This window comes from Micromonospora sp. CCTCC AA 2012012, assembly GCF_040499845.1.
Taxonomy (GTDB): Bacteria; Actinomycetota; Actinomycetes; order Mycobacteriales; family Micromonosporaceae; genus Micromonospora; species Micromonospora mangrovi.
This window is the reverse complement of sequence record NZ_CP159342.1, coordinates 2,116,288-2,129,441: the sequence shown is the minus strand read 5'-3', so window position 1 is coordinate 2,129,441 and position 13,154 is coordinate 2,116,288. Positions and strand designations below refer to the sequence as shown.

Below are 13,154 nucleotides of genomic sequence, written 5' to 3'. Positions count from 1 at the left end.
CATGGGACATCCTTTGGCCAGTGACTCGCTGCCGGCCGCGCCGGGGCTGCGCGCGGTACGGCCCGACGGGACACCGGTCTACCGCTACCGGCAGCGCCCCGGCCTGCCGCCGGTCTCGGTGACCCGCCTGGACACCGACGCCGCCCACCTCAGCCTCCCGCCGGACCACCGGCACGCCCACGACTTCCTCGTCCTCGTCCATGTGCAGGAGGGCACGGGTACGTTCACCGTCGACGGCGCCGAACGGCCGTTGCGGCCCGGCGAGGTGCACGCCGTGTCGCCCGGGCAGGTCATCGGCGTCGCGACCGCGCTCGCCCGCTGCCGCGCCTGGTCGGTGGCGTTCACACCCGACGCCGTCCCCGCCCTGACCGCGGTCTCCCCGCTGGCCTGGACGCACCATCCCCTCCTCGCCCTGTTCGCCTCCCACGCGGGGCACGGGCGGATCCCCGAGGCCGACCGGGCCAACTGGTCGGCATGGATGACGGACCTCGCCGAGGAACTCGCCGACCCCGGCCGTCTCGGCGCCGGGGAAGCCATCGCCGCGCTGCTCACCCGGCTCCTGGTCGCGGCCGCGCGACTGGCACCCAGCGTTCCGGTCGCGCCGGACCCACTCGTCGAGCGGGTCTTCGCCGAGATCGAGGCGACGTTCCGCGAACCGGTGTCGGCCGCTGACGTCGCCCGTACGCTCGGTTACACCCCCGGCCACCTCACGACCGTGCTCCGTCGGCGCACCGGCCGTCCCCTGCTCGAATGGATCACCGAACGACGCATGACCGAGGTCCGGCGAATGCTGCGCGAGACCGACCTGCCGCTCGACGTGGTGGCCGCCCGGACCGGCCTGCGCGACGCCACCTACCTCGTCCGCCGGTTCCGCGGCCGCTACGGCATCACTCCGCAACGGTGGCGCCGCGGCCAGCGATCATCGTCATGACAGCGGATCGTCCGCACCCTCGACGCCGAGCCCGGCCGGACCGACCGCGCCGCTGCCGGGTCCTCGCCGAGCCCCGGCGCGCGACACCTCGACGGACGCCTTCTTCGCGCGCTTCGCTGTCAGAGGGTCTGCGGCGAGCCGGCCCGGATCTGGGCGGATCCGGTGGAGGACAGCCGAGCGATCAGATATGCGGTGACGGTCCCGCTGGGCGTGACCGCCCAGATGTCCGGTACGCCATCCCCGTTGATATCGGCCGCTTCCAGGGTGGAGAGGGCCACGCCGGCGTTCCAGCTCCTGGAGATCAGGTATTGCGTGTACCCGACCGATCCGGTCATGTCGCCGTTGTCGGTGAAGGTGAGGCCCTCCCACAGATACAGCGCCCCGGTCGAGGAGTTCCACAGGAACATCGCGGTACCCGAGGCCAGCTCAGTGGTGGCAATTGTCCACTGCGCCCAGTTCATGTCTCCGGTCGGGGTGGCGTTCGAGAGGATGTCGCTCATCGGGTAGCCGCCAGTACCGCCCACGTTCTGGTAAAAGCTCAGGTGGTAGCCGGTGGACGGATTTCCGGCGGTACCGATGAGGTCCGGTAGGCCGTATCCGTACCGCGCGGTGCCCTGCGCGGCGGCCAACTGCAGCGGGTTGTCACCGTTGATGTCGGTGAAGGTGCCTGCGGGCATCGTCCACTCGGGGTTGCCGAGGATGCCGTCGCTGCCGACGGTGAGGATCAAGCCCATGCCGGCGCTGAAGCCCGTGGGGTAGTAGACGAGCACGTCTTTGTCGGTGGGGCCGGCGAACGGTCCGGCGATCACCTGGGCGCCGTCGAAGTCGGACGGCGAGGTGTCACCGGAGACGACGTTGCCGCGCGCGCCGATGTTCACCGGTGGCAGGCCGACCTGGCCGCTACCGGTAGAGGGCTTCTTCGCCGGTAGGCCGGCCGCCAGCCAGACACCGGAGGCGAGACCGGTGGTTCCGCCCACCGTCAGCAGGTCCGGGATCCCGTCCGCGGTGAAGTCCTTGTCCACCGGCGTCGTGGAGACGGCACCGGCGCCACCCGGTGCGGGCCGACCGGACGCAGCGGCGGCGTTCGCGGTGAACGTCTGCGACATGACGACCGCGGCCACGACGCCGACCAGCGCGGAGATGTTCAGTTGCCGGTGGAGACGTGGATTCAGGCGACTCTTCGCGACCCGACGAGGTACGTCAATTGGCATGAACGTCAATCTACAACTGGTCGGGTTGCGGCGGTGTCCCCGGCGGTGAAGCCGCATCGCGAGGACAGCCCAGCCGTGCCCGATCCGTGCCCGACGCGGCGGTCGATCCGAGCCGACAGTGGCCGAGGGCGGGTCGCCGGAGCGCCGTGTCGAGGACGTACCGGGCGCTGCGCCGGAACGCGACCGCGTTGCCGGCCAGGAACAGGGTGTGGCAACTGTTCGGCGCCCAGCCGTGCCTGGTGGATCCGAACCTTGCGGTTCACCCGGTGGCGAGCTGGGCGCGGACCCGCATCAGCGCGAAACCGAGGAGGTTCTGGCCGCGCCAGTGGGCCGGGTCGTGTGCGCGCGGGTCCGTGGCGCTCAGGCCGATGCCCCACACCCGATCGAGCGGGCTGGCTTCCACCAGCACGCGGTCCTGCGTGCGGGACAGGTACTGCCCGAGGTCGGGGTGCTGGCGGAACTTCGCGACGTTCCCGGCGACGACCACGTCGAAGCAGCGCGCCTCCCAGGTGGCCTGGTCGAAGTCGCGGACCTGCCGGCCCAGCGCCTTGACGGCACGCGGGTCCGGCGCGGTGAGCATCTGCTCGGCAACCGCTTCGTCCCCGAACAGGCGTGCCTTGCCGATCATCATGTAGTGCTCGGCGGTGGCGTACCGGATCCCGTCCACCACGAACGGGGCCGGCCACCACTGGCTCAGGCAACCCGGCCCGACGCCGCCGTCCGGCTGGGGCTGGTGCCCCCAGAAGAACAGGTATGAGATCCGTGCGCCCGTAGCGGCGAGCGCCTGCAGTTCGGAGCGGCTGGACGGTGGGGCGGCGGTGTCGGGCACGTTCCGCAGAGTGCCAGATCCGCATGACCGCGCGCCATCGCGTTTGCCGGCAGCCCGTGTCCCCAGCCGGCCCGGCAAGGCCCGCGCGACCCCTGGACCTGCGTCCGTCGAAGGGAGTCCCCCGTACTCCTCGGCCCCCGAGCGACTAGGTTGAGCGCCCGTGATGATCAGTCAGCCGCAGCTCCTCGCCGACGTCGCGTCGCCGTCGGCTTCCGCGCCGGGGACCGTCCCGCCGGCTCCCGACACCACGCGGCGGGTCCGGTGGATCGGCGACGGCACCGCGCACGTCCTGGACTGCGCTCCGCTCGCCGACGGTGGCGCACTCGGAACGTACGCGACGTTCCCGATCGCCGGCTGGACCAGGCAGTCCAGCGGCGATGTGGCTCCGGACGGCAACTCGGCGGTCCACGTCACGCCGACCGAGGTCGCCTGTGTGCTGGCCGACGGCACCGTACGGTGGCGGATCGCGCTCGACGAGCCCGCCCGCTCGTCCTACGCCCGGGCCGACTGCGCGTTCTCGCTCGACGGCCGTCAGCTGTGGCTGTACCTGCCGGATGCGATGCTCGGCCGGGGTGCGGACCGGTGGTGGGTCCTGGACCCGGCCGACGGCTCGCTCCTCGCCGGGACCACCCTGCCGACGGTCGGGCAGGGCGCGGCGCACGCGATGCACCCGGACGGCCGGCAGGTGATCCTCGATCTGGGCGAGGGCCAGGACGGGCTGTACCTGTTCCGGGGCGGCGTGGAGGGCGACCGACTGGTGGTCGAGGAGTATCCGTGGCACGACCAGGGCTGTGCGGCGCTGGCCCCGGACGGTCGGTCGTTCATGACGCTGAACCACGAGGAGGACGAGATCAGCTTCTGGTCCTTCCCGGAGGGTCAGCGTCGGTTGTCGGTCACCCTGGACGCGTTCGGCCCGCCCGTCGTCCCGGTCCGGACGGACGACGATCCCGAGGTCGAGGAGCTGGCGCGCTTCGGTTACCACGGTGGCTACGTGGACGACGCACGGGCCATGGTCCTCATCGACGACACCGGGGACATGGAGGAGTACCGGCACTTCCTCGTCGATGTCGCCACCGGTCGGCCGCTGACGCAGCTCCGGATCGCGGCGACCGAGACTCCGACGCTGCTCGGCGACGGGTCGTGGTTGTCGATCGGCGCCGGAGGCGGGGTCGCCCGGTGGACGGTTCCGCCGCTCGATCCGACGCGGTGACGATCCGGGCCGGCGACGGGGCGCCCCGCGAGAACGGGGCGCCCCCGGTGTTCAGCGCAGCGACCAGACCTGGTTGGACTGGGTGCCGCCGCCGCCGTAGCAGGCGTAGATCTGGATCCCGGTGCCGTTGGCGGTGCCCTGACCGGCCGCGTCCAGGCACTTGCCGGACTGCGGGTTGGTGATGGTGCCGTTGGCGTTGACCTGCCAGTTCTGGGCGCCGGTGCCGTTGCACGTCCACAGCTGCACGCGGGCGCCGTTGGCGGTGGAGCCGCTGGCGACGTCGAGGCACTTGCCGGTGGCGGGGTTGACGAAGGTGCTGCCGGTGCGGGTCCACTTCTGGTTGGTGCCGCCCCAGCAGTCCCACAGCTGCACCGGTGTGCCGTCGGTGCCCGGGTTGCCGGCGATGTCGAGGCACCGGCCGCTGCCCTGACCGACGATGTCCTGCCCGCCGCCGCCGGTGCCCCCGCCGGTGCCGCCGCCGTTCGTGCCGGCGTTGACGCCGGCGGAGAAGCTGTTGACCGCGAGGCCGGCGCCACCGTTCCACGGTTCGAAGCCGGCCTGGATGCTGGTCAGGTACCAGGAGCCGTCGACCTGGGTGCGGGCGTCGACGTCGTTGACGAAGTTCATCACGTCGAACGACCAGCTGCCGACCGGTGACGGGGCGACGTACGAGACGACGTCGTTGCCGCCGTTCCAGCCCTTCCAGACCTGCCAGGTCCTCCCGCCGACGGTGGCGTTGCCGACCGGGCTGCCGATGGGGCTGATCGACCCCTGCCGGTTGAACCAGATCATGATCTCCATCTGGTTGACCCCGTTGGTCTTCGGGGTCGGGTCGAGCCAGATGTCGTACGCGGCGTCGTAGGTGCCGCCGACGTAGGTGTAGGAGATCGACGAGGGCGCGCTGCCGATCTGGCTGACCTGCCGGGGCAGGTTCGTGCCGGGGGAGCAGGCGGTGTAGTGGCAGCCCACGTAGATCGCCGGGTACGACACGGGCGCGCCGTTGGTCGGTGCGACGCCGTCCTGGCGGGTGATCTGGAAGCCGGTGGCGGTGACGTTGATGCACTGCTGGGCGCTGGTGCCCCAGCGGTTGTTCATCACGATGTACCTGCTGCCGATGGTGGTCGAGCCGAACTGGTCGCAGATCAGCGTGTCGGCGTGTGCGGGAGCCGTGCCGACCGTCGGGGCGACCAGCGCGGCCGCCGCGACGAGGAGTGCCGCGGCCCACGCCCGTCGGAGATTCATGGGGTCCTCCGCCTCGTTCCTGGCGCTCCACCGTGCTGGGAGCGCTCCACTGAGGTTCGTCGATGTAACCACGGCGAAACACGGCCGTGAAGATCTGCCGCCGAACTTTCCCGGGATCCGCCCTGCCGGAGGGCGGAAATTCGCGTGCCGTGCGGCGGCGGGACCGGATAGGGTGCCCGCCATGTCCAAGATTGTCTCGGTCAACCTGGCGGTGCCGGAGCCCAACCCCACCAAGGACGTGGGTGTCACCGGCATCAACAAACGGCCGGTCGACCACCTGGTCCACGTCCGGGCACCCGGGCCGAAGACGACCGGGCTGCACAGCGGCCTGGTCGGTGACCGGATCTTCGACATCGCGAACCACGGCGGCGACGACCAGGCGGTGTACGCGTACGCGCGGGAGGACTACGACTGGTGGCAGGCGCGGCTGAGCCGCCGGCTCGCCAACGGGCTCTTCGGCGAGAACCTGACCACCGAGGACGTGGACGTCAATGGCGCGGTCATCGGCGAGCGGTGGCGCATCGGTCCACGACTGGTGCTCCAGCCGACGTTCGGCCGCATCCCGTGCAGCACGTTCCAGCACAAGATGGGCGAGCCGCGCTGGGTGAAGACCTTCACCCGGGCGAATCGGCCCGGTGCGTACCTGCGGGTGCTGGAGCCGGGTGAGGTGTGGGCCGGTGATCCGGTGACCGTGGAGGACCGACCGGCACACGGGGTGACGATCGCGCAGGCGTTCCGGGCGTACCTGACCGAGCCGGAGCTGCTGCCCGGGCTGCTCGAGATCGAAGGGCTGCCGGACGACCTCCGCGAGACCCTGACGGAGCGGCTTCCCCGCGGCACTGGCCGGTGACAGCAGCCTGCGCCGTACCCGATCTGGTCCTCATCGCCGAGCCTCCGGTGCGCTCGCAGCGTGCACACCGCAGCCGCGCAGGCCGGCGACGTCGGCTCGTGCCGGAGCGGGTCTTCTCCGGCCCCGCCGGCTGAGGCGTTTCGTCACCGGTCGGCCGGGTACGCCGGCGGGCACCGGACGAAAGGGCGGCACGGGCATGAACTTCGGTGAGCTGGGCGACGTGGCGGTCGGTGCGGCCGGTGACGTTGCCGGAAGTGTGGTCGACCCGAAGGCGGGCCTCGGCAAGCTCCGCTCGGCCGTCGCTCCCCGCGCGATGGTCACGCTGGCCGTCGGTCTGCTCCTCGGCTATCTGGTGGCCCGCTCCCGGCGTCACTCCTGAGCCGAGCAGCCAGCAACCGGCGGATCTCCGCGGCGGCCGGGCGTGCGGGCACGACGGCGGGTAACCGGCGCAGCCTCGGCGGGCCGCCTGGTCCGCTCGGCCAGGTCCAGCACCGGCAGCCCGTCGGGTGAGTCGGGCGCGGCGGCCGGGGCCACCGTCGCCACCAGGACCGCCAGCCCGGCGACGGAGAGCCACCACGCCGCGCGTGGACGCCCCCGACCCGAGGCCGGACCGGTGGCCGCGCGGTGCCCCGCAGCGGTCCGGCGGCGGGGACGGAGGGTGGCCGTCGTGCCTTGGCCGAGTTGTCCGCGGACGACTTCGTGGCCGCCGTCCAGGTCCACCCGGCCGGGTCGGAGGGCCGGGGGCGGCTGTCGGTGCTGCCTCGTGAGCAGGGCGGATGACTCCCCGGTCGCAGCTGCGCGGATTGCCCGCCCAGTGTGGTCTGCCCGTGCGAGGGTCGGGTAGGCGCCGCTTCGTCCGCCCTCGGCCGCCGTGTCCGGTATCCGGTGGCGGCGGTGCCGGGCCCGGCCGGTGGCCCGGTCAGGGCGGACGAGCCCCGGAACGAGGAGGACGACGTGCAGGAGATCGTGGGCGAGACCCTGGCCCGACGGCTGGTGGAGTGGGGGGTCGACACCGTGTTCGGCCTGCCCGGCGACGGCATCAACGGCCTGATGGAGGGCTTCCGGCGGCAGCGGGAGAAGCTGCGGTTCGTGCTGGTGCACCACGAGGAGGCGGCGGCCTTCATGGCCACCGGCTACGCCAAGGCCACCGGTCGGCTCGGTGTCTGCGTCGCCACCTCCGGGCCGGGTGCGATCCACCTGCTCAACGGGCTGTACGACGCCAAGCTGGACCACGTGCCGGTGCTGGCGATCACCGGCATGCAGGAGACCTCGGTGCTCGGCCAGAACTACCAGCAGGAGGTGCACACCACCCAGCTCTACCAGGACGTCGCCGCGTACAACCTCATGGTCACCAACCCGCAGCAGATGCCCGGCGTGGTCGACATCGCCATCCGCAACGCCCTGTCCAAGCGGACCGTCGCCCACCTGAGCTTCCCCAACGACCTGCAGGTCGCGCTCGCCTCCGAGGACCCGTACCGGCACGTCAGTCCGGGCGAGCCGCCGATGAGCGCAGCGCTGATGTCGTACCCGCAGCTGCCGCCGGACCCACGGGAGCTGGCGAAGGCCGCCGAGGTGCTCACGGCCGGCCGCAAGGTCGCCATGCTGGTGGGGGTGGGCGCCCGCGGCGCCCGCGAGGAGGTGCTCGCGGTGGCCGACGCCCTCGCCAGTCCGATCGTGAAGACGCTGCCGGGCAAGCTGGTGGTGCCCGACGACCACCCGCTCACCACCGGCGGTCTCGGTCTGCTCGGCACCGCGCCGAGCGAGGAGCTGATGGAGGAGTGCGACACGCTGCTGATGGTCGGCACGTCCTTCCCGTACGGGAAGTACCTGCCGTCGCCGGGGCAGGCGAAGGTGGTGCAGATCGACGTCGACCCGAGCCTGATCGGCATGCGGTTGCCGGTCGAGGCGCCGGTCTGCGCGGACGCCCGGCTGGCGCTGCGGGACCTGCTGCCGCTGCTCGGCCCCACCCCGGACCGGGCGTTCCTGGAGAAGTACCAGGGCAGGATGAACGACTGGCGGTCGGAGATGAGCAGCCTGGTGGACCCGGAGCGGTCCCCGATCGCGCCGCAGTACCTGATGGGCTGCCTCGATGAGGCCGCCGCCGACGACGCGATCCTCACCTGCGACTCCGGCACCATCGCCACCTGGTCGGCGCGGCACTGGACGATCCGCGGCGACCGCGAGTTCTATCTGTCCGGCAACCTGGCCACCATGGCGCCCGGCCTGCCGTACGCGATCGCCATGCAGCACGCCCACCCGGGCCGGCAGGTGATCGCGTACGTCGGTGACGGCGGCTTCGCGATGTTGATGGCCGAGTTCCTCACCGCCGTACGACACGAGTTGCCGATCAAGGTGGTGGTCAACAACAACAACTCGTACGGGCAGATCCTCTGGGAACAGATCGTCCTCGGCTACCCGGAGTACGCGGTGCGGCACCGCCAGCCGGAGGCCGACTTCTCCACCTGGGCGCGCGGCTGCGGCGCCTTCGGGGTCAAGGTCACCGACGCGAAGGCGGTGCCGGGGGCGATCCGGGAGGCCCTCGCGCACCCGGGTCCGGCGCTGGTGGACTGCGACGTCAACCCGAACGAACCGCCGATGCCCGGCAAGGTCAAATATGACCAGGCGAAACACTTCACCGAGGCGTTCCTGCGTGGGCAGCCGCACAAGGTCGCCACCCTCGCGACCGTCGCCCGCGACAAGATCAACGAGCTGCGGTCATGACCGAGCTGCTGCCCGACCCGGTCCTGCGCCCACCGGAACCCGCGCACGACGTCGACCTCGCGGCGCTCGCCGCCGACCTGCGTGCCGAGGTGGACGGTGAGATCCGCTTCGACGCAGGTTCCCGCGCCGCGTACTCCACCGACGCCTCCAACTACCGGCAGATCCCGCTCGGGGTGGTGGTGCCCCGGACGGTGGACGCGGCGGTGGCCGCGGTGGCGGTCTGCCGCCGGCACCACGCGCCGCTGACCTCCCGGGGCGGTGGCACCAGCCTCGCCGGCGAGTGCACCAACACCGCCGTGATCCTGGACTGGTCGAAGTACTGCCACCGGCTGCTGGAGGTCGACGCCGACAACCGGACCTGCCTCGTCGAACCGGGCATCGTCCTCGACGAGCTGAACGCGCAGCTCAAGCCGACCGGCCTGGAGTTCGGACCCCGGCCGGCCACCCACAACCACTGCACCCTCGGCGGGATGCTGGGCAACAACTCCTGCGGGGCCACCGCCCAGCGCACCGGCAAGACGGTCGACAACATCGTCGAGCTGGAGGTGCTGCTCTACGACGGCACCCGGATGTGGGTGGGGGAGACCACCGACGAGGAGTACGCCCGCATCCAGCGCGACGGTGGCCGCAAGGCGCGGCTCTACCGGCAGCTGCGCGCGCTGCGCGACGAGTACCTGGCCGACATCCGCACCCGCTACCCGGACATCCCGCGCCGGGTCTCCGGCTACAACCTCGACGGCTTGCTGCCGGAGAAGAACTTCCACGTCGCGCAGGTCCTGGTCGGCTCCGAGGGCACCCTGGTCACCATCCTGCGCGCCCGGTTGAAGCTGGTGCCGGTGGTGAAGGCGTCCGCCCTGGTGTTCCTCAGCTATCCCGACATCGCCTCGGCCGGCGACGACGTGCCGCGGGTGCTCACCCACGACCCGATCGCGCTGGAGGGCATCGACGACAAGCTGATCAACTTCGAGCGGCGCAAGGACCTGCACCCGGCGGCGCTGCACAAGCTGCCCGACGGGGGCGCCTGGCTGATGGTCCAGCTCGGCGCCGACACCCCCGAGGCGGCGAAGGAGGCCGCCGACCGGTTCGTCGCCCACGTACGCCGCGACGGTGGGCCCACCGTGCACCGGTTCACCGACCCGGCCGACGAACGACGGATGTGGGAGGTACGCGACGCGGCGCTGGGCGCCACCGCCCACGTGCCGGACTACAAGAACAGCGGGCCGGGCTGGGAGGACGCCGCCGTCGCACCGGACAGGCTCGGTGACTACCTGCGCGACCTGGACCGCCTCTACCGGGAGTTCGACTTCGAGAAGGCGTCGGTCTACGGGCACTTCGGCCAGGGCTGCGTGCACAGCCGCATCCCGTTCCGGCTGCGTACCGCCGGCGGGGTCCGCCAGTTCCGGGCCTTCCTGGAACGGGCGGCCGACCTGGTCGCCTCCTACGGTGGGTCGTTCTCCGGTGAGCACGGCGACGGGCAGGCCCGCGGCGAGGTGCTGCCCAAGATGTACGGCGCCCGCCTGGTACGTGCGTTCGGCCAGCTCAAGGCCATCTTCGACCCGGACGATCGGATGAACCCCGGCAAGGTGTCGCCGCCGTACCCCCTGGACAGCCAGCTGCGCCTGGGCGTGGACTACGACCACGGTGACGTGTCGACGGTCTTCCACTACCCGGACGACGGGGGAAGCTTCGGGGAGGCGGTGCTGCGCTGTGTGGGGGTCGGCAAGTGCCGCCGCCACTCCGGGGGCGTGATGTGCCCCTCGTACATGGTCACCCGGGAGGAGGAGCACTCCACCCGGGGCCGCTCGCGGCTGCTGTTCGAGATGCTCGACGGCACCGCCCGCGGCGGCACGATCGGCGACGGCTGGCGCTCGCACGCGGTACGCGACGCGCTGGACCTCTGTCTGGCGTGCAAGGGCTGCAAGGCGGACTGCCCGGTCAACGTGGACATGGCCACGTACAAGGCGGAGTTCCTGTCCCACCACTACGCCGGCCGGCTGCGGCCCCGCTCGCACTACTCGATGGGTTGGCTGCCGGTGCTGGCCGCCGTCGCCGCGCGCGTGCCCCGCACGGTCAACGCCCTCGCGCACGCCCCCGGGCTCGGCCGCCTGGCCAAGACCATCGGTGGGATCGACCAGCGCCGGGACGTCCCCGTCTTCGCACCGGAGTCGTTCCAGCACTGGTTCGCCCGCCGCCCGCCGACCGGGGACGGCGCCCGGGGTGAGGTGGTCCTCTGGCCGGACACCTTCACCAACCACTTCCACCCGGGTGTGGCCCGAGCGGCGGTGGAGGTGCTGGAGGCGGCCGGCTGGCGGGTGGTCGTCCCCGACCGTCCGGTGTGCTGTGGACTGACGTGGATCTCCACCGGTCAGCTCGACGTCGCCAAGCGGGTGCTGCGCCGCACCGTGGACACCCTGCGTCCGTACCTGCGCGCCGGGACCCCGATCGTGGGGCTGGAACCGAGCTGTACGGCGGTGTTCCGCAGCGATGCGCACGAGCTGTTCCCGGCCGACGACGACGTCACCCGGCTACGGGAGCAGACGGTCACCCTCGCCGAGTTGTTGCACGACCACAGCCCCGGTTGGCGACCGCCCCGCATCCCGGCGCACGCGCTGATCCAGACTCACTGCCACCACCACGCGATCCTCGGCACCGCCGCCGACCAGGCCGTCCTGGCCGCGGCCGGGGTCGACGCGGAGTTCCTCGACTCGGGCTGCTGCGGGCTGGCCGGCAACTTCGGCTTCGAGCAGGGCCACTACGAGGTCTCCGAGGCGTGCGCGGAGCGGGTGCTGCTGCCCGCCGTCCGGGACGCCGCCGACACCGACGTGCTCCTCGCCGACGGGTTCAGCTGCCGTACCCAGGTCGAACAGAGCGCCGTCGGTGGGCGCACCGCGCTCCACCTGGCCGAACTGCTGCGCGCCGGCCTGCACCACGACACCGTGCCCCACCGGCCGGAGCAGAGCTGGGGTGACCGGCCCCGGCCGCCCTCGGTGATCTCACGCTGGGCGGCGGCCGGTCTGGTCGGGGTGGCCGCGCTCGCCCCGCTGGCCGCGCTGGTCCGCCGGAGGCGGCGATGACCCGCATCCGGCTCACCGCCGAGGCGTACCAGGTGCCCACCGACGCCCCGGAGGGGGACGGCACCCTGGGCTGGACCAGCACCACCCTGGTGCTGGTCCGGGCCCACGCCGACGGGCACACCGGAACCGGCTGGACGTACGGGCCGACGGCCGTGGTGGCGGTGGTGGCGGACCTGCTCGCACCGGTGGTCGCCGAGCGGGACCCGGACGACCTGCCGGCGGCCTGGAGAAGCATGCAGCGCCGGCTGCGCAACGCCGGACGGCCGGGCGTCGCCGGCCTCGCGCTCTCCGCCGCCGACTGCGCCCTGTGGGACCTCAAGGCCCGTCGGCACGACCTGCCGCTGGCCCGACTGCTCGGCACCGCCCGTCGGCAGGTGCCGGTCTACGGCAGCGGCGGCTTCACCACCTACGACGACGCCCGTCAGCACCGACAGCTCGCCCGCTGGGTGCACGAGGAGGGCATTCCCCGCGTGAAGATCAAGATCGGCGAGTCCTGCGGCACCGAGGTGCGGCGGGACCTGGACCGGATGGCGGCCGCGCGACGCACCATCGGCGCCGACGCCGAGCTCTACGTCGACGCCAACGGCGGCTACCAGCGCAAGCAGGCGATCCGGGTCGCGCACGCCGCCGCCGACCTGGACGTGCGCTGGTACGAGGAGCCGGTCAGCTCCGACGACCTGCCCGGCCTCGGCCTGGTCCGCGACCACGTCGCGCCCGACGTGACCGCGGGGGAGTACGGCTTCGACCTGGTCTACTTCCACCGGATGGCCCCGTACGTCGACTGTCTCCAGATCGACGTCACCCGCTGCGGCGGGATCAGCGAGTTCCTGCGCGCCGCGGCGGTGGCCGACGCCGCCGGCCTGCAGGTGTCCGGGCACTGCGCCCCGCACCAGCACCTCGCCGTGGCCGCCGCCACGCCCAACCTGCGACACCTGGAGTGGTTCCACGACCACGTCCGGATCGAGTCGATGCTCTTCGACGGCGTCGCACCGGCCACCGGCGGCGACGCACCGGTGCCGCTGGACCGCCCCGGCAACGGAGTGGAGTTCCGGGCCGACCGTGCGCAGCAGTACCGGGTGGCCTGAG

Annotated in this window: 10 protein-coding genes; 7 read left to right on the top strand and 3 right to left on the bottom strand. The window is 72.2% G+C overall.

What is annotated here, in order from left to right; translation table 11 throughout:
* Position 1 precedes the first annotated feature (1 nt).
* Positions 2–931 carry a helix-turn-helix transcriptional regulator gene (locus ABUL08_RS09525; RefSeq protein ID WP_350936567.1) on the top strand — a complete coding sequence of 310 codons (930 nt, stop codon included), beginning with the start codon at positions 2–4 and terminating at the stop codon, positions 929–931.
* A 119-nt stretch (positions 932–1,050) separates the two neighbouring features.
* Here the strand turns inward: ABUL08_RS09525 and ABUL08_RS09520 are convergent, their stop codons facing one another.
* Both ABUL08_RS09520 and ABUL08_RS09515 read right to left on the bottom strand, forming a co-directional pair.
* Positions 1,051–2,052, bottom strand: coding sequence for a hypothetical protein (locus ABUL08_RS09520; protein ID WP_350936565.1), 1,002 nt, complete (start codon positions 2,050–2,052; stop codon positions 1,051–1,053).
* Between the two features lie 349 nt (positions 2,053–2,401).
* Positions 2,402–2,971: an NADAR family protein gene (locus ABUL08_RS09515; RefSeq protein WP_350936563.1), complete on the bottom strand. Its 570-nt coding sequence runs from the start codon at positions 2,969–2,971 to the stop codon at positions 2,402–2,404.
* A gap of 160 nt (positions 2,972–3,131) precedes the next feature.
* Between ABUL08_RS09515 and ABUL08_RS09510 the strand changes: the two genes are divergently transcribed.
* Complete coding sequence (locus tag ABUL08_RS09510) at positions 3,132–4,181, top strand: PQQ-binding-like beta-propeller repeat protein (protein ID WP_350936561.1); 1,050 nt, start codon at positions 3,132–3,134, stop codon at positions 4,179–4,181.
* 51 nt (positions 4,182–4,232) lie between these two features.
* Here the strand turns inward: ABUL08_RS09510 and ABUL08_RS09505 are convergent, their stop codons facing one another.
* Positions 4,233–5,423 carry a GH12 family glycosyl hydrolase domain-containing protein gene (locus ABUL08_RS09505; protein WP_350936559.1) on the bottom strand — a complete coding sequence of 397 codons (1,191 nt, stop codon included), beginning with the start codon at positions 5,421–5,423 and terminating at the stop codon, positions 4,233–4,235.
* A 181-nt stretch (positions 5,424–5,604) separates the two neighbouring features.
* On the opposite strand from ABUL08_RS09505, the gene ABUL08_RS09500 reads away from it, so the two are divergent.
* The 5 genes from ABUL08_RS09500 to ABUL08_RS09480 all read left to right on the top strand — a co-directional run bounded on the left by ABUL08_RS09500 (position 5,605) and on the right by ABUL08_RS09480 (position 13,153).
* Positions 5,605–6,273: an MOSC domain-containing protein gene (locus tag ABUL08_RS09500; RefSeq protein WP_350936557.1), complete on the top strand. Its 669-nt coding sequence runs from the start codon at positions 5,605–5,607 to the stop codon at positions 6,271–6,273.
* Positions 6,274–6,469: 196 nt separating this feature from the next.
* The gene (locus tag ABUL08_RS09495) at positions 6,470–6,652 is read left to right on the top strand and encodes a hypothetical protein (RefSeq protein WP_350936555.1); all 183 of its coding nucleotides are present in this window, start codon (positions 6,470–6,472) and stop codon (positions 6,650–6,652) included.
* 575 nt (positions 6,653–7,227) lie between these two features.
* On the top strand, positions 7,228–8,994 hold the full coding sequence (locus ABUL08_RS09490) for a thiamine pyrophosphate-binding protein (protein ID WP_350936554.1): 1,767 nt from the start codon (positions 7,228–7,230) through the stop codon (positions 8,992–8,994).
* Complete coding sequence (locus ABUL08_RS09485; RefSeq protein ID WP_350936552.1) at positions 8,991–12,068, top strand: FAD-binding and (Fe-S)-binding domain-containing protein; 3,078 nt, start codon at positions 8,991–8,993, stop codon at positions 12,066–12,068. Before ABUL08_RS09490 ends, ABUL08_RS09485 begins: the two co-directional genes overlap by 4 nt.
* Complete coding sequence (locus ABUL08_RS09480; RefSeq protein ID WP_350936550.1) at positions 12,065–13,153, top strand: enolase C-terminal domain-like protein; 1,089 nt, start codon at positions 12,065–12,067, stop codon at positions 13,151–13,153. The genes ABUL08_RS09485 and ABUL08_RS09480 overlap by 4 nt, the downstream gene beginning before the upstream one ends.
* The last annotated feature ends 1 nt before the right edge of the window (position 13,154 follow it).